The 18,885-nt window shown below is 71.3% G+C and carries 20 protein-coding genes; 8 read left to right on the top strand and 12 right to left on the bottom strand.

Annotated features, from left to right (window positions below):
• Positions 1–66 precede the first annotated feature (66 nt).
• Together ACIBST_RS08920 and ACIBST_RS08915 are read right to left on the bottom strand one after the other, a co-directional pair.
• Positions 67–525 carry a hypothetical protein gene (locus ACIBST_RS08920; protein ID WP_397170318.1) on the bottom strand — a complete coding sequence of 153 codons (459 nt, stop codon included), beginning with the start codon at positions 523–525 and terminating at the stop codon, positions 67–69.
• A gap of 298 nt (positions 526–823) precedes the next feature.
• A complete protein-coding gene (locus ACIBST_RS08915; RefSeq protein WP_397170316.1) occupies positions 824–1,060 on the bottom strand; it encodes a hypothetical protein in 237 nt (78 codons plus the stop codon).
• 473 nt (positions 1,061–1,533) lie between these two features.
• Here ACIBST_RS08915 and ACIBST_RS08910 point away from each other — a divergent pair, with 473 nt between their 5' ends.
• Positions 1,534–2,196: a hypothetical protein gene (locus ACIBST_RS08910; protein WP_397170314.1), complete on the top strand. Its 663-nt coding sequence runs from the start codon at positions 1,534–1,536 to the stop codon at positions 2,194–2,196.
• Between the two features lie 131 nt (positions 2,197–2,327).
• Here the strand turns inward: ACIBST_RS08910 and ACIBST_RS08905 are convergent, their stop codons facing one another.
• The 5 genes from ACIBST_RS08905 to ACIBST_RS08885 all read right to left on the bottom strand — a co-directional run bounded on the left by ACIBST_RS08905 (position 2,328) and on the right by ACIBST_RS08885 (position 6,381).
• On the bottom strand, positions 2,328–3,020 hold the full coding sequence (locus tag ACIBST_RS08905) for a DUF4097 family beta strand repeat-containing protein (RefSeq protein ID WP_397170312.1): 693 nt from the start codon (positions 3,018–3,020) through the stop codon (positions 2,328–2,330).
• Positions 3,021–3,161: 141 nt separating this feature from the next.
• Positions 3,162–4,001 (bottom strand): LLM class flavin-dependent oxidoreductase, encoded by an 840-nt coding sequence (locus ACIBST_RS08900; RefSeq protein WP_397170310.1) that lies wholly within the window; start codon positions 3,999–4,001, stop codon positions 3,162–3,164.
• Positions 3,998–4,444, bottom strand: coding sequence for a hypothetical protein (locus ACIBST_RS08895; RefSeq protein ID WP_397170308.1), 447 nt, complete (start codon positions 4,442–4,444; stop codon positions 3,998–4,000). Before ACIBST_RS08895 ends, ACIBST_RS08900 begins: the two co-directional genes overlap by 4 nt.
• Positions 4,445–4,553: 109 nt before the next feature.
• Positions 4,554–4,901 carry an STAS domain-containing protein gene (locus ACIBST_RS08890; protein ID WP_397170306.1) on the bottom strand — a complete coding sequence of 116 codons (348 nt, stop codon included), beginning with the start codon at positions 4,899–4,901 and terminating at the stop codon, positions 4,554–4,556.
• A 34-nt stretch (positions 4,902–4,935) separates the two neighbouring features.
• The gene (locus ACIBST_RS08885; RefSeq protein WP_397170304.1) at positions 4,936–6,381 is read right to left on the bottom strand and encodes an LCP family protein; all 1,446 of its coding nucleotides are present in this window, start codon (positions 6,379–6,381) and stop codon (positions 4,936–4,938) included.
• Between the two features lie 82 nt (positions 6,382–6,463).
• On the opposite strand from ACIBST_RS08885, the gene ACIBST_RS08880 reads away from it, so the two are divergent.
• A complete protein-coding gene (locus tag ACIBST_RS08880) occupies positions 6,464–7,480 on the top strand; it encodes a glycosyltransferase family 2 protein (protein WP_397170302.1) in 1,017 nt (338 codons plus the stop codon).
• Here the strand turns inward: ACIBST_RS08880 and ACIBST_RS08875 are convergent, their stop codons facing one another.
• Both ACIBST_RS08875 and ACIBST_RS08870 read right to left on the bottom strand, forming a co-directional pair.
• The gene (locus ACIBST_RS08875; protein ID WP_397170300.1) at positions 7,481–9,214 is read right to left on the bottom strand and encodes a CDP-glycerol glycerophosphotransferase family protein; all 1,734 of its coding nucleotides are present in this window, start codon (positions 9,212–9,214) and stop codon (positions 7,481–7,483) included.
• A gap of 69 nt (positions 9,215–9,283) precedes the next feature.
• On the bottom strand, positions 9,284–10,018 hold the full coding sequence (locus ACIBST_RS08870) for a 2-C-methyl-D-erythritol 4-phosphate cytidylyltransferase (RefSeq protein WP_397170298.1): 735 nt from the start codon (positions 10,016–10,018) through the stop codon (positions 9,284–9,286).
• A gap of 91 nt (positions 10,019–10,109) precedes the next feature.
• Here ACIBST_RS08870 and ACIBST_RS08865 point away from each other — a divergent pair, with 91 nt between their 5' ends.
• The 6 genes from ACIBST_RS08865 to ACIBST_RS08840 all read left to right on the top strand — a co-directional run bounded on the left by ACIBST_RS08865 (position 10,110) and on the right by ACIBST_RS08840 (position 15,899).
• Positions 10,110–11,525, top strand: a complete 1,416-nt coding sequence (locus tag ACIBST_RS08865; RefSeq protein ID WP_397170296.1) for a CDP-alcohol phosphatidyltransferase family protein — start codon at positions 10,110–10,112, stop codon at positions 11,523–11,525.
• 52 nt (positions 11,526–11,577) lie between these two features.
• A complete protein-coding gene (locus tag ACIBST_RS08860; protein WP_364325840.1) occupies positions 11,578–12,201 on the top strand; it encodes a DUF5941 domain-containing protein in 624 nt (207 codons plus the stop codon).
• A gap of 77 nt (positions 12,202–12,278) precedes the next feature.
• Positions 12,279–13,013 (top strand): phosphocholine cytidylyltransferase family protein, encoded by a 735-nt coding sequence (locus ACIBST_RS08855; RefSeq protein ID WP_352321581.1) that lies wholly within the window; start codon positions 12,279–12,281, stop codon positions 13,011–13,013.
• A 29-nt stretch (positions 13,014–13,042) separates the two neighbouring features.
• Entirely contained in the window at positions 13,043–14,083 is a 1,041-nt protein-coding gene (locus ACIBST_RS08850) for an iron-containing alcohol dehydrogenase family protein (protein ID WP_397170719.1), read from the top strand.
• Positions 14,061–14,828 carry a CDP-alcohol phosphatidyltransferase family protein gene (locus tag ACIBST_RS08845; protein ID WP_397170294.1) on the top strand — a complete coding sequence of 256 codons (768 nt, stop codon included), beginning with the start codon at positions 14,061–14,063 and terminating at the stop codon, positions 14,826–14,828. Before ACIBST_RS08850 ends, ACIBST_RS08845 begins: the two co-directional genes overlap by 23 nt.
• 186 nt (positions 14,829–15,014) lie before the next feature.
• Complete coding sequence (locus tag ACIBST_RS08840; RefSeq protein WP_397170292.1) at positions 15,015–15,899, top strand: glycosyltransferase family 2 protein; 885 nt, start codon at positions 15,015–15,017, stop codon at positions 15,897–15,899.
• On the opposite strand, the gene ACIBST_RS08835 is transcribed toward ACIBST_RS08840, so the two are convergent.
• The 3 genes from ACIBST_RS08835 to ACIBST_RS08825 are packed head-to-tail and all read right to left on the bottom strand — an operon-like array spanning position 15,896 to position 18,860.
• Positions 15,896–16,603 carry an acetoacetate decarboxylase family protein gene (locus tag ACIBST_RS08835; RefSeq protein WP_397170290.1) on the bottom strand — a complete coding sequence of 236 codons (708 nt, stop codon included), beginning with the start codon at positions 16,601–16,603 and terminating at the stop codon, positions 15,896–15,898. The two genes, ACIBST_RS08840 and ACIBST_RS08835, sit on opposite strands and share 4 nt — an antisense overlap.
• 38 nt (positions 16,604–16,641) lie before the next feature.
• Complete coding sequence (locus ACIBST_RS08830) at positions 16,642–17,604, bottom strand: glycosyltransferase (RefSeq protein ID WP_397170288.1); 963 nt, start codon at positions 17,602–17,604, stop codon at positions 16,642–16,644.
• Between the two features lie 56 nt (positions 17,605–17,660).
• A complete protein-coding gene (locus ACIBST_RS08825) occupies positions 17,661–18,860 on the bottom strand; it encodes an acyltransferase family protein (RefSeq protein WP_397170286.1) in 1,200 nt (399 codons plus the stop codon).
• Between the last annotated feature and the right edge of the window lie 25 nt (positions 18,861–18,885).

Below are 18,885 nucleotides of genomic sequence, written 5' to 3'. Positions count from 1 at the left end.
GTCCGTCGAGGAAGGTGACGATCCAGGATGCGTGGTTCGACCTTGCCCGTCGACGGTGGGGGCGTGTTATGGCGTGTGGTCGGTGTCGGTGCTTTCGCGGCTCCAGATCTGCCTGGCGCGGGGGAGGTCCCTGATGGTGCCGCCTTCCGGGATCATGCCCCAGAGGAAGGGGACCAGGTAGGCGGGCGGGCCGCCCAGGAGTTCGGTCAGTTCGTCCTCGGTGACGGCGAGGGTGAAGCGGGGGCCTGGTCGGGCGGGGGTCCAGCCGTGTTCGAGTGCGCGGCGGACGCATGCGGCGACGAGCGGCGGGCGGACCGCGATCGTCCGGGCTCCTCGCCAGTTGTCCGGCCGGGCGCAGGGGAGTGACACGAGCAGGACGCGGCCGGGGGCCTCGTCGCGTTCGACGACGAAGGTGAGCGGGGCCGCGGATCCGCCGTCGTCGAAGGAGGGTCTGTGGCTGACCTGCCAGCGGAAGGCGGTGCCGTCGACCGTGATGAGCCGCGAGCCCTTCCTGGGCATCGCCATGGGCGCCTCCGGGTGCTGCCTTCGTGACAAATGGGTGCAGGACGGTCGCCAGCGTAACCCGCCGCCGTCTACAGGCAGGAGCGGAACGGCAGGTGTGGGACGGGCTCGGGGGAGGTGCGGTCCGGGAAAGGCGCGGTCAGGCGGGGCCCGTCCGGGCAGGTGCGGTCAGGGGAGGTGCGGTCAGGCGGAGGTGTGGGACCGGTGCGGGGTCTCCGACCGGTCCTCGATGCGTTCGCCGTCCGTGCGGGTGCGGGTGCGGGGGTGTGCGGGTGCTGGACGTGCCGGGGGGCGGGGGCGGTCAGTTGCTGGTGTCTTGTGAAGGGGTCTCGGGCTTCTGGGAGTTCAGCCAGGTGTGGACGGCCGAGGTGCCGGTGATCCAGAGTGCCGCGAAGCCGCCGGAGGCCGTCGCGCCCGCCATGATGGCGCCCGCGACCGTGCTGCCGTTCCCGGTGGCGAGCAGGCCGGCGACGACACCCACGAGCAGCGCGAGCAGGGCGCCGCTGACCGCCGACCAGATGAGGGTTGCCTTGCTCATTCGTGTCCCCTTGCCGTACGGGCTTGTTCGTTGACGTAGGAGTACCAGCGGGACTCGGGGGCGCGTCCGCGCAATTGATCATTCCGGCCATGATCGCGCTTGCCTCGGACGTATTCGGACGACATCGGATGGATTCGGCCGAGAAGGTCTAGAGGGGCGGATGTGTGTGATGAGCATGGCACCCCCACAAGACCGACTTATGGCACTATGGCTGCTTATCTCAACGCAACGAGAGGGTGGCGCCTGCCCGCCTTCTCGAAATGCCACTTCCACTCTTAAACCGGACAACGGTGTCCGAACCGGGGCGGCTCATGAAGGATGTCGATCAAGGCGAAGATCACCTTGCTCTGCTCGTGACACGTCTGAACAGATTGCGTGAAATCGAATGCGGAAACCCCTCGCTGAAACGGATCGAAAAAGTCGCGCTCGCCCTTTTGGCCGAAGACCCCGAACGAAACAGATGGCGCCGGCCGTTGCCGAAGTCGACCGTCTCCGACCTGCTGAACGGCAGGTCGCAGAAAGTGCCGGATTTCATGCTGATGCGGACCATCGTCGAGGTGTGCCAGGTGATCGCGGTGAAGTCCGGCATGCCCATCGAGTCCGTGGAGGAGCTGACCGCCGAGTTCAGCGCCCTGTGGCAGGCCGCCAAGGCCGAGGCGGGGGAGGCCGCGCGACGCCGCAACGGATCGCCGGCCGCCGCCCTGACCGGCGGGGACGTCCTGGAGCCCGCGCCCGGCGAGCAGTCGTCCTGGCGGCCTTCGCCCACGGATCTGCGGGTTCCGCTGCATTGGGGACGTCTGGGCATGTTCCGGCTGCGGTCGGCGGAGAGAGGTGACGCCAGGGCCGCCCACGAGCTGGCCGTCCTGCTGGCCTGCGAGGCGTGTGGCGCGGGTGGGAAGGAGGCCGAGCATTGGCGGCGGCTGGCCACGTACTGGAACCACCGGGCCCTCGGCGCGGTGCCGGAGGCGGCGGGCTTCCAGCTCCGCGGCCGCCGGCTGGTGGTGATGGCCAGGGCGCTGGCCGAGAAGTACGCCGAGGCGGGCAAGCCCAGCTCGACGTACTTCTGGAAGGCCGTGCGGCAGGCGGAGACGTCCGTGCGGACGGTGGAGGCGCGGCAGGAGGCGGAGGTCGGCTGACGCCTCCGAAACACCGGCGCGCCCCTACAGGTTGGAGGTACGCCTCCGAAACACCGGCGCGCCCCTACAGGTTGGAGGCGCGCCTCCGAAACACCGGCGCGCCTCCGAAACACCGGCGCGGCCGGACGGGGTCAGCGGGTCAGGACGCGTACGTTGCCGTACGTGCTGCGGGCGAGGATGGTCCTGGAGCTGGACTTCGTGCTCTTGATGTCGGAGTGCTCGGAGCCGTCCTGGCTCTCGACCTTCACCTGGTAGGAGTCCTTCGGCACGCGGACGGTCACGCCGCCCTCCCGCGACTTCAGGTCCAGGTCGGCGGGCGGCGCGGCGAAGGCCAGGGAGATCGAGCCGTCCAGGGTGCGTCCGCGCACGCTGGACGACCGCAGCCCGTCCCCCTCGATGGTGCCGGAGTCGGTCAGCAGACGCAGCATGCCCGAGGTGTCCTTGACCTCGATGCGGTCACCGCTGGAGACGTCGACGTCCTGGGTGAGGCCGTTCAGGATGACGCCGTCGGGGGAGTCGATCGTCAGCCGCACCCCGGCCGGGACCTTCACGTGGTAGCGCGCGCCGCAGTCGCCGACGATGAGCGTGCAGTCGGCGCTGAGCCGCAGCACGCCGTCGCGCAGCGACCAGGAGGGGCTGGTGGACGCCTTGCCGCGGGTCCAGCGCCGCACCTCGACGGCCGGGCTGGTGGCGGGCAGCACCCGCACCCCGCCCAGCGACGACGAGATCTTCAGTTCGGCCCCCGTGAACGGGAACGTCCGGACGGCGGGAACCTCGTCGCTGTCGAAGCGCACGCTGCACCCGGTGACCGCCACAATTGCCACGATTACCAGCAAAAGCCTCATGAAAACGATCGTGGCGAACCGGCGGCGGAGGCCCATCGGCCGTTCGACCGATGGCCCTCCGCCATTCGGCCATAGGAACCACACCCCCGACGCCAGGGCGCCGGGGAAGAGACGGTGGGGCTACAGCGCCGACAGCAGGGCGTGCACGTGCGGCAGTGGGTCGCGCCCCAGCGGCCGGACGACCACCGTCCGCGCACCCGCCGCCCACATGCTTCTGACCTGCTCCGCCGCCTGCTCGGGGGTCCCGGCCGCCATGACGACCTCGTGCGGCGGCACGCCCAGGTAGGCCGCCTGGTCCCGGACCACCGGATGGGCGAGCCGGTCCGCCTCCTCGCCGATGTGCAGGAAGGTGAACACGGCCAGCTCGTGGTCGTCGCCCCCGGCGATCCGCTCGACGACGCCGGGAAGCTGCGCCGGGCCGACGCCCTCTGGCACGATCGTGCCCTGCGCGAGGCGTCCTGACAGCGCCAGCGAGCGCGGCCCCTTCACACCCGCCAGGACGGGCGGCGGCACGGCCGGCGGATGCACCAGCGACACGCCGTCGAGGTGCACCGCCTTGCCGTGCAGGGTGACGGTCTCGCCGCGCAGCAGGGCGCGTACGGCCGTGATCGTCTCCTCCAGCAGCGCGAGCGGCGACGGCACGGCGGCGCCCGCCTGGCGCATCCATTCCTGCACGCCGTGCCCGATGCCCGCGGCCAGCCGGCCGGGATGCATCCGGGCCAGGTTGCCGATCTCCATCGCCAGCAGCATCGGGTTGCGCAGCGGCGCGGGGGTGATGCCGATCCCGACGCGCAGCCGGGACGTGACGGCCAGCGCGGTGGCCGCCGCGGAGACGCCGCCGGTCCAGCCCAGGTCCTCCACCACCCACAGGTCGTCGGCGGCGGTCTCGTCGAGCGCCCGGGCGAACGGGATCAGCTCCTCGGGCGGCAGATCCCGGTCGAACATCACGCCAAGTCTCACGAAGCCCTCCAGTAGTAGCGGCACAGCCGGCCGACCTCCGAGTATCCGGCATGCAGGAAGGCGTTCGCGGTAGGCGTGTCGCCCACGTCGGTCCCGGCGACGATGCGCCGGACGCCGGGCTTGGCCTTGCGGTTGAGCAGGTCGTCGTACATCCAGCGGGCCTCCTGCGCGGCGCCCGCGGTGGCCGGCTCGACCTGCGTGTCGTGGTCGAGCGAGCCTTCGGAGACGCGCATGGGCAGGGCGAGCACCTCGTCGGGGTGCAGGTCGCGGGCCGGCCGGTACGTCAGCCGGCCCGGATCCGGCGGCAGGTCGGCGCCCGCGAAGGGGGCCCGGAACGCCAGGCGCGCGCGTCCTTCCGCGAGACACCACTCCGGCCGGGTGCTGCCCTCGGCGAAGGCCGCGGCGAGCTGGGAGCGGGCAGGCTCGGGGAACTCATCGAACAACGCACGGGCCTCCGGACGTGAGAGGGATCTTCCCGCGAGCCTACGAGCCGGCGGCTCCGGGGAGATGTGCCCTCGATGACATCACGTCCATGATCCCGGCCGGAGGCGGTCAGGCGGCCGGATCGAGGGCGGCACGGGCCTCGCCGAGCGAGGCGCTGGTCTCGAAGTGCCGGTCGAGGTTGGTGATCGTCAGCAGGTGACGGATCATGCCGGGCCCGAGGACGAGGATCATGCGTCCTCTCATGTCCTGGACGTGGCTGAGCGTCGCCACCAGGACGCCGAGGCCCACCGAGTCGCAGAAGGGCACCTCGGTCAGGTCCATCACCAGGTTGAGCGGATCGGCCGCCGCCAGCGCCTGATCGAGCTCGGCGCGAAGCCGAGGCGCGCCCGCCACGTCGAGATCCCCCACGACGTGCAGGACGGTACAGGGGTCCTCCTGCCATGAATTGACCACCATGGCAATCACGTGCCCTGGCTTTACCTGGTTATGCCTATTTCTTGCATATGTTCTCCATGGCGGTCTTGGTCGTCGGCGTTGAGCTCGGCTTGCTCGCCGGGGTGTCCGGCTGCTTGAGCTTCTTGATCTTCGGCTGGTCGCTGCCGGCGATCACCTCGACGCCCTCGACGTCGGCGGCCTGCTTCAGCTCCGCGCCCGGGATGACGGACGCCACCAGGCGCGCGGCCGCCTCCTGGCCCGCGGCGTAACGCACGAGGGTCTGCTTGTGGTCCTTCTTGCCGGTGTTGCCCGGCTCGCCGGGCACCTTGAACCCGGAGGCCACCAGCGCCGACTTGGTACGCGCCCCCAGCCCCGTGATGAGCGTGCCGTTCATGACCTTGACCGTGACGCTCTCCGGCGGGACCACGGTCTTGACCGGCGACGGCGTGGCCGTCTTGGTGGGGACGGGCTTGGCGAGGTCCTGGTCGGCGTCGATGCGGCGGAACATGTCGCGGGCCGCCGGACGGTCCCACAGCACCGCCGACTCGCCGGTCGGGGCCTTGAAGTCGACGTTCGCGAGCGGCACGTCGGCGAAGCGGACGTCCTCCAGCGACACGTCGCGCAACTGGGTGGCCAGCCCGATCAGCCCGTCGTCGGGGTCGACCTTCACCGTGCTCAGCGTGGAGTTGACGAACGCGGCGAGCTTGGCCGGGTTGGCCAGCGTGTCGGCGCTCAGCGCCCGGTTGAGCAGCGCGGAGATGACCTGCTGCTGCCGGTCGATGCGGTCGAGGTCGGAACGGGCGGTGGCGCGGGTGCGGGCGTAGCCGAGCGCCTGGGCGCCCTGGAGCTGGTGGGTGCCGGCGAGCAGGTTGAGGCCCGTCTTGGGGTCGTTGATCGGGATCGGCGTGCAGACGGTGACGCCGCCGAGCGAGTCGACCACGTCGATGAACCCGAGGATGTTCACCTCGATGTAGCGGTTGATCTCCAGCCCGGTGGCGGCCTTGACGGTCTGCATGGTGAGCTTCGGCCCGCCGAACTGGTAGGCCGAGTTGATCTTGTGGTCGCCCTTGCCCGGGATCGTCGTCCAGGTGTCGCGGGGCAGGCTCACCACGGTGACGCGCTGGTGGTCCTCCGACAGGTGGATGACCATCATCGTGTCGGTGCGCTGGCCGGACTCGCGGCCCAGCTTGAGCTGGTTCTGCTGCTGCCGGGTCAGGTCGTCGCGCTTGTCGACGCCGACCAGCAGGATGTTCTCGGCCCCCTGGGACTTGGGGGCGGTCACGCCCGCGTCGACCGTGCCGATCTGGCGCGGGGTCGCCCACACCACGCCGGTGGTGACCAGGATGCCCGTGGACAGCAGGCCGGCGACGATCACGTTGCGGCGGCGGGCCTTGGCGCTCCGCACGGGCCTGCGTGGACGGCTGGCAGGAGTGAGCCTGACGCCGCCGTAGGCGTCGCCGCCCACCAGCACGCCGCCGTCCTCCTCGCCCGCTTCGCGCATGCCCTCCTCCTCGGATCCGCCGGGGACACCGGGGCTTTCGATTGCCCTTCTCCCCTGGTCGTACAGTAGCGTGAGCCCCGCCATGAAGCAGTTCCCCGACTCGCCGCACGCGCCCGCGGAGACGCGCGGCTGGCCCCCCATCTCCGTCGTCATGCCGGTCCTCAACGAGGAGCGGCACCTTCGCGAGGCCGTCGACCAGGTCCTCGCCCAGAGCTACCCCGGTGAGATCGAGGTCGTCCTCGCCGTGGGTCCGTCCCAAGACCGCACCCAGGAGGTCGCCGACGCCATCGCGGCGGCCGACCGCCGGGTGACCGTGGTGCCCAACCCGACCGGTCGCACGCCCAACGCGCTCAACGCCGCCATCGCCGCCTCACGCAACGGCATCATCGCCAGGGTCGACGGGCACGCCATGCTGCCCTCCGACTACCTGCGCGTCGCCGTCGAGACGCTGGCCGAGACCGGCGCCGACAACGTGGGCGGCGTCATGGCGGCCGAGGGCGTCACACCGTTCGAGCAGGCCGTGGCCTGCGCCATGACCTCCAAGATCGGCGTCGGCGCCGCGGCCTTCCACGTGGGCGGCACCGCGGGCCCGGCCGACACCGTCTACCTCGGCGTGTTCCGCCGCTCGGCGCTCGACCGGGTCGGCGGCTACGACGAGCACTTCCAGCGGGCCCAGGACTGGGAGATGAACCACCGCATCCGCCAGACCGGCGGGCTGGTCTGGTTCCAGCCGCGCATGCGGGTCTCCTACCGTCCGCGGCCCAACGTCAGGGCGCTGGCCAAGCAGTACTTCCACTACGGCCGCTGGCGGCGCGTGGTCGCGCGCACCCACGAGGGCACGATCAACCTGCGTTACCTGGCGCCGCCCGCCGCGGTGCTGGCCATGGCGCTGGGGCTGGTGCTGTCGCCGTTCTTCCCGCTCGCGCTCGTCGTCCCCGGGGGCTACGCGCTGGCCATCGTGGCCGGCTCGGCGGTCACCGGCAGCGGGCTGCCGGGCGCGGCCAAGCTGCGCCTGCCCCTCGTCTACGCAGCCATGCACGTCTCGTGGGGATGGGGCTTCCTCACCAGCCCGCGGAGGTTGTCCAGGCCGCCACGCTGATCACGACCCCGAGAAGACCCGCTCGACGGCCGCGTCGAAGCGGGTCAGCGCATCCGGGTACTCCGGTCCGAGCAGGTAGCTCCTGAGCTTGATCCTGGCTCGGGCCAGGGTGTCCTCACCGTCCAGGAAACCGGCGAGGGCCGCCAGGTCCTCGCCGAGGAGCACCCCCGCCTCGGTGCTCGGGTAGCGCTCGTGGAAGGCGCGCTCGGGCAGCCCCGCGACGTTCGTCACGGCGTACGGCTTCTCGCTGGCCAGGAAGTCGGCCACGACGCTGGAGATGTCGCTGATCAGCAGGTCGCACGCGTTGAAGCAGTCGTACAGGTGCGGGCTGTCGCCGGTGACGATCAGGTGCCTGATCTCCGGCGCCCCGCCGGGGCTCGACGGATGCCTGGCCTTCGATTTGGCCAGCTCGGCCGCCTCGATCATCGACACGATCCTGCGGTGCGCCCGCGCGGCGCTCTTGTCGCGGTGGCCGGTCAGCGGGTGCGGCTTGTAGATGATCCGCAGCTGCGGGTCGTGGTCCAGCAGGGCGCGCACGATGCGCGGGCCCATGGTGATCAGCGACGTGTGGAACAGGTCGTCGTTCCAGCCCTCCCAGGTGGGGGCGTACAGGACGGTCCGGTACGGCAGCCCGGGGCCCTCGGTCGAGATGCCTTCGAGCTGCGGCCGGCCGACCTCGTGGATGCTCTCGTCCCGGACGCCCACGCGGGCGCGCCGGTAGCGGTCGCGGCCGGCCGGCCCGGCCACCCACACCTCGTCGTACACCCGCGAGAACGGGTTGAACGACGCCTCCTTGTCGCTGTCGCCGTGGTTGAGGAACACGCTGCGCAGCGTCGGGATGCGCAGCATGTGGACGTTGCGGCCGACGTTGGAGACGTACAGGCAGAGCTTGGCGCTGAACAGGGCGCGGAAGCTCATCAGGTCGGCCGAGGACGGGATGCAGACCATCGGCAGCGTGGTCGACTCCAGGTGCCTGGCCATGCCGCGCTCGCGCAGCACGACGATGGCGCGCCGGTTGATGCGTTCGAGGGTGGGCAGCCACATCCTGGCCTGGTAGGCGGCGGCCGTCGCGCCGGAGAAGTACAGGATGACCTCCGGGTCGTAGGCCCTGACCTGCTCGCCCACGACCTCCAGCACCCTCGCCCGGTCGCCGAGCGGCCGGGTGCGGCGCACGTACGGCAGCAGCGCCAGCACGCCGGCCAGGCCGAGCAGCAGCGCCACGCCCGCGCCGGCCGCCCCGGCCGCCGCGCCGAACGTCGCGCCGAGCACCGGCAGGGCGTCGAGCCCGAGGAAGCGCACGCCGCGGTGGCCGCCCAGGAACGGGGGCGGCATCTTAGGGATGCGCAGCGCGGACACGTCGAGGTTGCGGGTGGTCACCGGCATGCTGCTGAGCGTCTGCCGCAGGCGGATGGCCAGCCCCGAGTGCGCGGCCCGGGTGCCGTGCAGCGCGAACAGCCCGGCGGCCAGCGCCACGAACCACGCCGAGCCGGCCCCCGACACCCGCGCCACCAGCAGCAGCGCGGCCGTCTCCCTGGCCGCGAACCGCAGGGTGGTGCCGAGGTGCATCCGGCCGAGCAGCTCGGTCAGCCCGCCGGCCAGGCGTCCCGCGGCGAACTCGACGGCGTAGGAGACCACGGCGACCAGCCCGAACAGCAGCGGCGCCGGCCACAGCGCCGACGCCAGCAGGACGGGGTAGCAGCCGAGCAGCGCGCCGATCGCCAGCAGTCTTCTCATGCGACCGCACGGTAACAACCCGCAGGTCAAGGGCCTTCCACGCGAACGTCTACGACATGCCCGGACACGTCAGGAGATGGACCCCCTGAGCGCGAAGAGCTGCTCGGCGATCCGCAGGTCGTCGGGGTGGGTGACCTTGATGTTGCGCTCGCTGCCGGGGACCAGGTGGATGGGCACCTCGGGCAGGTAGCGCAGCACCACGCCGCAGTCGTCGGTGGCCGGGCGCTCGGCGAAGCCCGGGTCGGCCATGGCCCGCTCGTACGCCTCGCGGATCACCGAGAGCCGGAAGCACTGCGGCGTCTGGCTGCGGCGCAGCCGCGAGCGGTCGAGTACCTCGCCGATCACCTCGCCGTCCGGGCCGGGCACGGCCACCAGGACCGTGTCGGAGCTCGGGATCGCCACGTTGACGGCCCGGTGGGTACGCAGCGCCGCCACGCACTCGGTGATGATCCGCGGCTCCAGAAGGGGCCGTACGGCGTCGTGCAGCAGCACGTCGCACTCCTGCGTGCCCAGTGCCCGCAACGCCCGCCACGTGCTCTCCGTACGGCTCCGGCCGCCCTCCACGATCCGGGTGACCTTGCGGTGGCCGCCGTTCGCCACGATCTCCTTCACCCGGTCGGTGAAGCCGGGCGTCATCAGCACCACGATCTCGTCGATCTCCGGCGCCTGCTCGAACACCGCGATCGAGTGCTCCAGAATCGTCCGCCCGGCTACTTCGATGAGCTGTTTGGGTATCTCATGTCCGACCCGCTGCCCCACGCCTCCCGCGAGGAGCACTCCGACCGACCGCAGCGCTGCATCCATGTCGGCAGCGTAACGGTCCTGTTCCGTGATATTGCGCGCCCCTGTCGCTACGCTGTGTCCACGCACTCCCTACCGGGAGGAGACCTGCGCTTTGCCCGACTCACTCACCCGCGAGGGCACGACCACCTCGGTGGTGCTGCTCGCCACGACCCCGGCGTGCCGGCTCTCCTGCGCCGACGGCACGCTCCTCGACCGGCTGAGCGACCAGTTCGCCGCGCTTCCCGTCCGTGACGTCCAGGTGGTGACCCCCGGCGGCGGGCTCGGGGCCGACCTGCGCGGGGTGGCCAAGATCGCCCGGGTCTCCTCGGGCACGGTCGTGGTGCTGCCCGCCGACCTCGTCGCCCACACCGAGGCGCTGGCGCTGCTGCTCGAACATCCTGCGCGCGACACCGGGGCGCTGGTCTCCCACGACGCCGCCGCCGCGCCGATGCGGCCGCCCGTACGCGTCGAGTCCGGCCGGGTGGTGGCCGCCGGCAGCTCGTTCCACACCGTCCCGGAGGCCAACGCCACCTTCAGGGGCGTGCTCCAGACCGGCGAGGCCGACCTGGCGTCCCTGGCCGACATCGCCGAGGAGCTGGCCGAGCTGGCCGACCTGGGCAAGCTCGGCCCCGTCACCCCCGTCGAGGCGGTCGACCTGCTGCTGGTGGGCCTGGTCAGGGCCGGCGTACGGGTGCGCGCCGCCTCGATCGGCCCGCTGCACGCCGACCGCGTGACCGGCCAGCACGCCGCCGACAGCGCCCTGACCAGGCTCGCCGAGGTCGACGAGGCCAGGGTCCGGCTCGACACCTCGGTCAAGGTGGACGACGGCTTCTTCGCCACGTTCTTCGTCTCGACCTGGTCACGCCACCTGATCAGGCCGGCCGTCCGGCTCAAGCTCACCCCCAACGCCGTCACCGGCGTCTCGATCGGCCTGGCCGCGCTGGCCGCCGTCTGGTTCTCGGCCGGCACCCAGGCGGGGCGGGCGGCCGGGGGCGCGCTGTTCCTGATGTCGTTCGCGCTCGACTGCCTCGACGGGCAGCTCGCCCGCTACACCCGCACGTTCTCCCCGCTCGGCGCCTGGGCCGACGGCATGGCCGACCGGCTGAAGGAGTACCTGGTCTACGCCGGGCTCGCCTTCGGCCATGGCGGGATCACGATCTGGTACCTGGCCGCCGCCGCGATGATCACGCAGGTCGTCCGCCACTCCGTCGACTACTCCTACGCCGAGGCGGTGGCCGACGCCGGCCGCGTCGGCGCGCTGTGGGCCAGGCCCGCCCGGTCGCTGCTGGAGCCGGCCGACGCCCGGCACGCCCACGGGATGCTCGGGCTCGCCCAGCGGCTGGAGCGCGACTCGCTCGCCCGCTGGCTCAGGAAGATCGTCGTCCTGCCCATCGGCGAGCGGACGGTGCTGATCGCCGTCACGGCCGCCGTGTGGGACGCCAGGGTGACGTTCGTGTCCCTGCTGTGCTGGGGCGGGGTCGCCGCCCTCTACCAGCTCGCCGGGCGCCTGGCCAGGTCGGCCCGGTGAGGGCCGCCGGGGCGGGCGCGGCGGCGGTTCGCCGGATCGGGAGGTGGGCAGCGTGATCTCCGTGCACATGACCCCCGTGCCAGAGAGCAAGGTCGTCGCCTACCGCGACGACGGGCCGCTCTCGCGCGCGATGGGCCTGCTCGTGGCCGGGCAGCTCCCGCCGCTGCCGCCGGTGATCGCCGGCACGTTCGTCACCGGCGTGCTGCTGCTGATCGGCGTGGCCGGCTCCGACGGGCTCGCGGTGTTCGCGCCCGCCGTGACGCTGCTGCTGGCCGGGCCGGGCAGCACCCACCCGCACGACGGCCGCTTCGACTGGCTGGTGCCGCCGATCCTGCGGCTCATCGAGTACAGCTTCGTCGCCGCCTGCGGCTTCGCCCACGGCCTGCCGCCGGTGCTGACCTTCCTGCTGCTCGGCGCGCTCGCCTTCCACCACTACGACCTGGTCTACCGGCTGCGCCAGCGCGTCTACCCGCCGGCCTGGCTCTCGACGCTCGGCCTCGGCTGGGACGGCCGGATGATGGCGGTCTCGCTGGCCGCCCTGGCCGGTTGGATGACCGCGGGCTACGTGCTGCTGACCCTGTACCTGTGGGCGCTGTTCGGCTGGGAGAGTGTCACGTGCTGGCTGGCCGCGCCCCGATCGGGCGTCGAGGCGAGCGAGATGGGAACGCAAGACTAACGCCGGATTACCCGCGAAGGGGCCAAAGGCAACTAACCTTTGGGCACACGTAGTCATGCTCGACCGAGGAGTGCACGTTGCTGGGAATGGTTCTGGCCGCCGGGGCCGGACGACGCCTGCGGCCGTACACCGACACGCTGCCCAAGGCGCTCGTGCCGGTTGACGGCGAAACCACGATCATGGACATCTCGCTGCGCAACCTCGCCGAGGTGGACTTGCGGGAGGTCGTGGTCGTCGTCGGTTACGCGGCGCAGGCCGTGCACGACCGCAAGGAGGAGCTGGAGAGGCGCCACGGCGTCAAGCTCACCCTCGTGCACAACGACAAGGCCGAGGAGTGGAACAACGCCTACTCCCTGTGGTGCGCCCGCGACTACTTCGCCCAGGGCGTGCTGTTGGTCAACGGCGACACCGTCCACCCCGTCTCGGTCGAGAAGACGCTGCTGGCCGCCCCCGAGACGAGCGACGTCCTGCTCGCGGTCGACGACGTCAAGAAGCTGGCCGACGAGGAGATGAAGGTGACCCTCTCCCCGGAGGGCTCGCTGCGCCGCATCACCAAGCTGATGGACCCGGCCGAGGCGTACGGCGAGTACATCGGCGCCACGCTCATCAGGCCCGGCGCGGCCGAGCGGCTGGCCGACGCGCTCAAGGCGACGTTCGAGCGCGACCCCCAGCTCTACTACGAGGACGGTTACCAGGAGATGGTCGAGCGCGGCGAGGCGATCCACGTCGCGCCCATCGGCGAGGTCGACTGGGTCGAGGTGGACAACCACGACGACCTGGCCAAGGCTCGCACCATAGCCGTTCGCTACTAGAGGGAGCGCGCATGCCGCTTCTAGCGAGGATGCTGCCGGCGCCCCTGACCATGGAGGTCAGGCGCGGCGCCGTCGCCGAGCTCGGCGCCCTGCTGGCCGACAGCCGCGTGGCCACCTCCGGCCGCGTGGCCGTGGCCGTCGGGCCAGGCCAGGGCGACCACATCGAGCGCCTGATCGCCCCCACCCTCGACCAGGCCGAGGTGTTCAGGGTGAGCGACGGGTCGGTCGAGGCGGCCGTCTCACTCGGCGCCGACCTGCGCAAGGGCGCCTACGAGGTCGTCGTCGGGGTCGGCGGCGGCAAGACGATCGACGCCACGAAGTACGCCGCCTCCCTCGCCGGCATCCCCATGGTGGCCGTGGCCACCAACCTCTCCCACGACGGCATCTGCTCGCCCACCGCCTCCCTCACCTACGAGGGCGGCAAGGGCACCTTCGGCGTGCCGATGCCGCTGGCGATCCTGGTCGACCTCGACTTCGTGCACAACGCGCCGAAGTCGCTGGTGCGGGCCGGCATCGGCGACGTCGTCAGCAACCTGTCGGCGATCGAGGACTGGCAGCTCGGCAGCGTCGAGCGCGGCGAGCCCATCGACGGCCTGGCCTGCTCGATGTCCCGCACCGCGGCCGAGGCGCTGGTCGGCCGGAGCGACGGCATCGAGTCCGACGCGTTCCTGACCGTCCTGGCCGAGTCGCTCATCCTGTCCGGCATGTCGATGGTCGTCGCCGGGTCGTCGCGGCCCGCGAGCGGTGGAGATCATGAGATCCTTCATGCCGTGGATCAGCTCTTCCCCGGCACCTCCAACCACGGCGAGCTCGCCGGCATAGGCGCCGCCTTCTGCTTCTTCCTGCGGGACGACGCCGCCAGGGTGGCGCAGGTCGTCGACTGCCTGCGCCGGCACGAGCTGCCGGTCGTGCCCGCCGACATCGGGCTGACCGGCGAGCAGTTCGCCGACGTGGTCGCGCTGGCGCCGTCGACCCGTCCCGGCCGTTACACGATCCTGGAGCACCTGCGCATGCAGGACTCCGAGATCCGCGATCGGGTGGGGGACTATGTCCGGGCCTTCGGTAGCTGAGCTGCGGCGGGTCGCCCAGCCCGAGGGCCATCTCGACCGCAGGAACGGCGAGCACTGGGCGGGCGTGCTCTACATGCGCCGGCTGTCCATCTACGTCACGTGGCTGACGAGCAAGACGTCGATCACGCCCAACCAGCTCACCTGGGTGATGACGGTCGCCGGGGTCGCGGCGGGCTTCGCGCTGGCCCTGCCGGGGCTGTGGGCGGCCGTGCTGGCCGCCCTGCTCGTCCAGGTCTACCTGCTGCTCGACTGCTCCGACGGCGAGCTGGCCCGCTGGACGGGCAAGACGTCGCTGGCCGGGGTCTACCTCGACCGCGTCGGGGCCTACTTCACCGAGGCCGCCGTGCTGGCCGGGCTCGGCTGGCGGGCCTCGGCCGTCCTGCCCGACTGGTACACCGTGCTCGGCTTCGCCGCCGCGCTCGGCGCCATCCTCATCAAGGCCGAGACCGACCTGGTGGAGGTGGCGCGGGCCAAGGGCGGGCTGGGCGCGTCCTCCGAGGCGTCGGCGGTGCAGTTCCGTTCGGGGCTGCTCGGTCTGGGCAGGAGGGTGCTGGCGGCGACCAAGTTCCATCGGATCATGCAGCCGATCGAGCTGTCGCTGCTCGCGGTGGCGGCCGCGGTGATCGACCTGGCGACCGGCACGCTCGGGGCCTCCCGCGTGCTCATCGTGGCCTGCGCGATCGCCGCCGCGCTGCAGACCGTGCTCCATCTGATCAGCATTATGGCGTCGAGGCGGCTTGGGTGATCTCATGTCGGAACCGGAGGAGCTTCCCGTCCGTCGTATTGATCGGACGTCCGCCGTTCGGTGGGGGTTCACCATCGGTTCCGATACGCTTAGCTCCACCATTGTCAACAAGATGCAGACCAGCAGACTCGGTGATCATGAAAGAATGCTCCGCTCGTGTCCTCAACGCGTCAGGACGATGACCCGTTGAAGATCTCGTGCGTCATCCTCACCATGGGCAACCGGGTCGCGGAGCTGAACCGGGCCGTCGAGTCCGCGCTCAACCAGGTCGACGGCGACGTCGAAGTGGTGATCGTGGGCAACGGCGCCGACGTGCCCCAGGTGTCGGCCACGCCACCCGAGGGCTCGGCCGCGGTCGTGAAGACGATCCGGCTCGACCACAACACCGGCATTCCCGCCGGCCGTAACCGCGGCGTCGAGGAGTGCTCCGGCGACGTCGTGCTGTTCCTCGACGACGACGGCTGGTACGCCAACCAGAAGGTCGTCGCCCACGTGCGCGACCGGTTCGCCACCGAGCCCGACCTCGCGGTGATCTCCTTCCGGGTGATGGACCCCGAGGGCGGCGTCGGCCAGCGGCGGCACGTGCCCCGGCTGCGCGCGGGCGACCCGCAGCGCTCCTCGCCGGTCACCACGTTCCTCGGCGGCGCCTCGGCGGTGCGGCGTTCGGCCTTCCTCCAGGTCGGCGGCCTGCCGGAGAAGTTCTTCTACGCGCACGAGGAGACCGACCTGGCCTGGCGCCTGCTGGGCGAGGGCTACCGGATCGAGTACGACGCCGAGACCGTCATGTACCACCCGCAGGTCCCGCCGACCCGGCACGCGCAGTTCTACCAGCTCAACGCCCGTAACCGGGTCTGGCTGGCGCGGCGCAACCTGCCGTGGCCGCTGGCGTTCCTCTACCTGACCAACTGGGTGGTGCTCACCCTGATCCGCGAGCGCCGTTCCGGGGTCGCGATCAAGGCGTGGTTCGCCGGCTTCTTCGAGGGGCTGCGCACGCCGGCAGGCGAGCGTCGTCCCATGGCCTGGCGCACCGCCTGGCGCATGGTCAAGCTCGGCCGTCCGCCGATCGTCTAGACCGCCTCCGCCTCGCCGAAGGTCATCGAGGCATGGGAGACGGTCGAGGCGAACAGCGCCCGCTTGGGCAGCCCCAGCTCGCTGAGCTCCTTGGCGATGGGGTGGTTGCCCAGGCGGATCAGCGCGCCGCCCGGCCGCACGCGCGTGCCCCTGGCCCGTACGGACCAGGGGATGCGCCGCGTGACGCCCTCCAGATGGGTGAAGGCGTCCAGCGGCGCCATGGCGGCCGGGGCCGGCACGCCGGGCCTGATCAGCAGGTCGAGCACGAGCCTGCCGTCCTTGCGCAGCACACACCGCTTGTACGGCGACCCGAGCCGCAGCTCGATGTCGGCCAGCTCCTTGGGGAAGCCCCAGATCGTCCGCCCCGCCTCCAGCGTGAACCGCTGGTCGACCGGCAGCCAGTGGACGAAGACGCCCGCGCCGCGCAGGTCGCCGAGCCCGACCGAGCCCGCCGCCCCCGGCCGCCTGATCAGGAAGGCCATCCCGAACTCGTGGTAGGTGTCGAGGTCGCCGTCGCGGTAGTCGACGAACAGCAGCACGCACACGGCCTTGCCGGGGAACACCTCGGCCACGTCGAGGCCGGAATAGGCGATCACCGCCCGCGCCGCGTCGGCCCGCACCGCGTAGAAGGCGCTGCTGATCTCCGCGTCCTCCACTCGCACAGGCATGCCCACCGTCCGGCCCTGGATCAGATGCGATGCCATGGGTCCAGTACATCAACCCGGGAGCCCGCTGGCCATTCCTACACCGCCAGCGCGTGTTCCGGCAGGGCCGCCCACGACTCGGCCAGCTTGACGAAGTCCGCCGCCTGATCGGGCCAGTGGTGGCGCAGCCGGGCCTCGGCGTGCCCGACCGCTCCCAGGTCGGCCCGCCGCACGGGGTCCTCCTTGAGGTCCAGGACGGCGTCCAGCAGCGCGTCCACGTCCCGGGGCACCACCAGGCCGCAGCCGACGGCCCGTACCAGCGGGGCGGCCTGCGGGGTGGCGATCACCGGCAGGCCGCGGCCCATGTAGTCGAGGATCTTCGTGGGCGGCTCGGTCACGGTGTCGGGGGCCAGGGACAGCCCGGCCAGCGCGCCCTCGGACATGCGCAGGGCGTGCCGGTTGGGCACGTACCCGAACCAGTCGAGCAGGCCGACGCGCTGGGCGTCGCGCAGCAGCGGGCGCACGTCGCGGTCGGCGGCGCCGATGAGGTCCATCCGGATGCCGTGCGGCGCCAGGCGCTCGGCCAGCGCGATCAGCTCGGCCACGCCGCGCTCGGCCGACAGGCGGCCGATGTGCACGACCCTGGTGTCGCCGGGAGGGGGCGGGCTGGACGACACCAGGGTCGCTTCGGGCACCACCGCGGAGGTGATCACGTGGTGCCGTCTCTCCGCGCGGTCCCGCCGCCTGGGCGAGACCTCCTCGCGGACGTCCCAGACGACCGGAGGGCGCCGGTGGGGCAGCGCGCGCAGCAGCCGTTGGTCGTGCACGATCAACAGGTCGGCGTCCCGCATGCCGCGCCTGAGCGCCGCGCGGGCCTTCCCGTACGGCGCCTGCCGGGCGACGTCGACGGCGGTGAGCCCGACGGCCGGGGTGACGTTGTAATAGGTGAACGGCGCGACGTAGGTCACCTCGTGGCCCGCGTCGAGCAGCGCCCTGATCTGCCGGTGCATGATCCGGGCGTCCTCGGGATGATGGACGGTGGTGGCGACACATGCGCGCATGTGTCGATGCTCCGCGCCTACCAGGTCAAAGGCGTTAACTCAGGTGGAAGGGCCGCTTAACTTCCAGAGGGGCGGCGATAGAGCCAGGTCAGGCGTGGTTCGAGCACCCACTTGAAGACCGTGCGCGTCTCCGGCAGGCACAGCACGATCGCCAGCGCGAACGAGCTGCACGCGATGGCGAGCACGCCGAGCGGCCCGTGCAGCCACGGCAGCGCCAGCCAGCCCTGGTCTTTGGCGATCAGGACGGGGATGCCGTGGAGCAGGTAGCAGTAGAGCGTGCGGGTGCCGAGGTCGGAGTACCAGGTCTCGCCGCGCGGCACCAGCGCCAGCACCGCGAAGGACATCGCCAGGGCGCAGACCAGCAGCCCGGCCTTGAGCAGCAGGCCCATCCACCAGGACAGGTCCATGTCCTGGAAGCTGTGCTTGAAGTAGAACGGGTCGAGCGGCGCCTTGGGCGCGATGACGATGGCCACGGCCGCCGCGCAGAGCAGCGTGACCCCTGAGGCGATCTTGACCCACAGCTTGTTGAGCATCTCGAAGTGCTCGGGCTGCATCACCAGGCCGATCACGAAGAACGGCAGCAGGCCGAAGAAGCGGTCCATGCTGAAGTCGCCGGTGATCTGCGAGAAGCCGGCGAACATGTAGATCACGATGGCCACCGGGACCGGGTGCTTCATCCGCTTCCACACCGGTGTGGACAACCGCCAGAACAGCAGCGCCAGCAGGTACCAGTTGAGCCACGCCGGATCGATGATCGTGAGGCTCCACTTCTGGCCGAGCCCGTAGCGGACGGCGGCGTAGCCGATCTCCACGATCACGTACGGCACGACGAACGTGTCGACGAGCTTGTTCGTCTTCGCGTTGGAGTTCCAGAAGTTCCTGGACAGGTAGCCACTGATCAGCACGAACAGCGGCATGTGGAACATGTAGATATAGATGTAGAGGGCCCTGGAGGAATGGGCCGAGAGCGTGGGCACCAGCGAGTGGCCCAGCGGCACGAGCGCGATCAGGATGAACTTGACGTTGTCGAGGTAGGGATCGCGCCTGCGCTTGGGCGGCTCGGGCTCCTCGGCGGGCTCCTGCCGCTCCTCGGGGCGCTCGGCCGTGGGGAGGCCGTGGGGGTCGGTCTGGTTGCCCCAGACGGACTCCTGAGGCAGGGGCCAGCGAGCTCCAGTGTTCGCCGGCCCGCCTTCCTCGACGGGGCCGCCAGGGCTCCGCGGGGGCGTGACCGGTGGGGAGAACTTTGTGTCAGACACTGGGGAGCTCAGCTTCGCTAGGGGC

It is taken from the genome of Nonomuraea sp. NPDC049684, assembly GCF_044465345.1.
In the GTDB taxonomy this organism is placed as follows: Bacteria; Actinomycetota; Actinomycetes; order Streptosporangiales; family Streptosporangiaceae; genus Nonomuraea.
Note: the sequence above shows the minus strand (reverse complement) of the source record. Positions and strands in the feature narration are given on the sequence as shown.

Excerpts from the sequence above, each read along its gene's own strand:
- ACIBST_RS08920 (WP_397170318.1), bottom strand. The coding sequence starts at position 525 with ATGGCGATGCCCAGGAAGGGCTCGCGGCTCATCACGGTCGACGGCACC.
- ACIBST_RS08915 (WP_397170316.1), bottom strand. The coding sequence starts at position 1,060 with ATGAGCAAGGCAACCCTCATCTGGTCGGCGGTCAGCGGCGCCCTGCTC.
- ACIBST_RS08890 (WP_397170306.1), bottom strand. The coding sequence starts at position 4,901 with ATGGTGGTCAATTCATGGCAGGAGGACCCCTGTACCGTCCTGCACGTC.
- ACIBST_RS08885 (WP_397170304.1), bottom strand. The coding sequence starts at position 6,381 with ATGCGCGAAGCGGGCGAGGAGGACGGCGGCGTGCTGGTGGGCGGCGAC.
- ACIBST_RS08880 (WP_397170302.1), top strand. The coding sequence starts at position 6,464 with ATGAAGCAGTTCCCCGACTCGCCGCACGCGCCCGCGGAGACGCGCGGC.
- ACIBST_RS08875 (WP_397170300.1), bottom strand. The coding sequence starts at position 9,214 with ATGAGAAGACTGCTGGCGATCGGCGCGCTGCTCGGCTGCTACCCCGTC.
- ACIBST_RS08870 (WP_397170298.1), bottom strand. The coding sequence starts at position 10,018 with ATGGATGCAGCGCTGCGGTCGGTCGGAGTGCTCCTCGCGGGAGGCGTG.
- ACIBST_RS08850 (WP_397170719.1), top strand. The coding sequence starts at position 13,043 with ATGCTGCCGGCGCCCCTGACCATGGAGGTCAGGCGCGGCGCCGTCGCC.
- ACIBST_RS08845 (WP_397170294.1), top strand. The coding sequence starts at position 14,061 with ATGTCCGGGCCTTCGGTAGCTGAGCTGCGGCGGGTCGCCCAGCCCGAG.
- ACIBST_RS08835 (WP_397170290.1), bottom strand. The coding sequence starts at position 16,603 with ATGGCATCGCATCTGATCCAGGGCCGGACGGTGGGCATGCCTGTGCGA.
- ACIBST_RS08830 (WP_397170288.1), bottom strand. The coding sequence starts at position 17,604 with ATGCGCGCATGTGTCGCCACCACCGTCCATCATCCCGAGGACGCCCGG.